Source organism: Campylobacter sp. CNRCH_2013_0898h (genome assembly GCF_025772965.1).
Lineage (GTDB): Bacteria > Campylobacterota > Campylobacteria > Campylobacterales > Campylobacteraceae > Campylobacter_D > Campylobacter_D lari_D.
The window spans coordinates 1-1,412 of record NZ_JAKMTD010000031.1; the positions used below are offsets into that span (position 1 = coordinate 1).

Below are 1,412 nucleotides of genomic sequence, written 5' to 3' on the forward strand. Positions count from 1 at the left end.
CATGATACTTAACTCATCATTGCTTTTAGTATCTTTACTTAAAATAGTATCTTTGGTTTCATGATTGATAAATTTAAAAAAGTGCAGTAGGTTGTTTTGTAAATTAACAATTCTTGAGCTTACTGCTTTGTTTATGTATACAAATACTATTATCACAATTACTAAAATAACAAAAAGAGATATAAATGCTATGGTTGTTATAAGTTTTGTAATCGGCATTTGTATAGAATCAACTGGAGCCATAGTCACAATAGACCAAGCATCTTGTGAGTTATCCCAAAGATCAAAAGTAGCTATTGCTGCTCTATTTTTCTTTCCATCGCTTGCGCGAGTAAAGTCAAAAACAGTATTTATTTTATCTTTTTGTAATTGTATTAATGTTTTTGCACTAGGATGAGGATTTGCTTCTGAAATACTTTTTCCTGTAAATTTAGAAACAGGACTAACTGCTATTAGACCCTCAGCACCAAGTAATAATCTTTGATCATCTTTGAAAATACTTCTTTTTGGATCTGTTAGCTCTCCTCTAAAATGCGTTAAACTTCCTAAAGCTCCAACTACACCTATAATATTTCCATTTTTAAAGATTGGAATTGCAATATTGTATGCAAAAATTTCTTCACCATTGATGTTGAAAATTTGAGGTTTTCCTATTGATTCTTTTTGTGTTGATATAGCATTATTAATACTTTGTTGTTGTAAAAATGCATCATATGCTTGAACTAATTGCACGCCGCCTTCTGTTTTTAAAGAAGTATCATGAAGTAACATTAAAAATTTATGCTGATTTGTAAGTAGTTTTGGGTTGGTATTTTGATTGATTGGGGTATTAAAAAAATGAACATACATATATGCAATTTTTTCATTTGAATCAAGCACACCTTCTAAAATATTTTGCACTTCTGTATCATCAATACTATTTTCATTTGAAATAGTATTTTTTATAGTATCTTCTACTCCTAGTAAAGTTGAATAAACACTTTCTGTTGCTCCACGGACGATATTTGCATATCTAAAAGCATTAATTTGAAGTAGTTTATCTGCTTCAGTGTGTAAGATATTTGAAGCTTGTATGGAAAAAATACTTGCTAAGATTATAATACCTAGCATTACTATGGAAATTACAACTCCAACTATTTTGGTCCCTATTTTTAAATTTGAAAACAATGTATCTCCTTTATGTGTTTTTAAAAAGGATGTATTTTATCCTAAAAAAATAATTTTTTTATTTTTAATTAATTAATATTTGTTTGGTATTTCTAATAGTGGGCTTGAATGTAAAATGTAGATTTAATAGAGTATCAAAGTTAAACCCATTAAGGGTTTAACTTATTTAGAATTTTTTCTTTCTAGCATCTTCTAAGATATCATTAGCTATTTGATTGACATTGTCTGCAACTATAGCGCTGTCG

The 1,412-nt window shown here is 28.4% G+C and carries 1 protein-coding gene; it reads right to left on the reverse strand.

The window, feature by feature from the left end; genetic code table 11:
- A partial coding sequence (locus tag L8X50_RS08185) for a hypothetical protein (RefSeq protein ID WP_263660890.1) occupies window positions 1-1,167 on the reverse strand: 1,167 nt, incomplete at its 3' end.
- Between the last annotated feature and the right edge of the window lie 245 nt (window positions 1,168-1,412).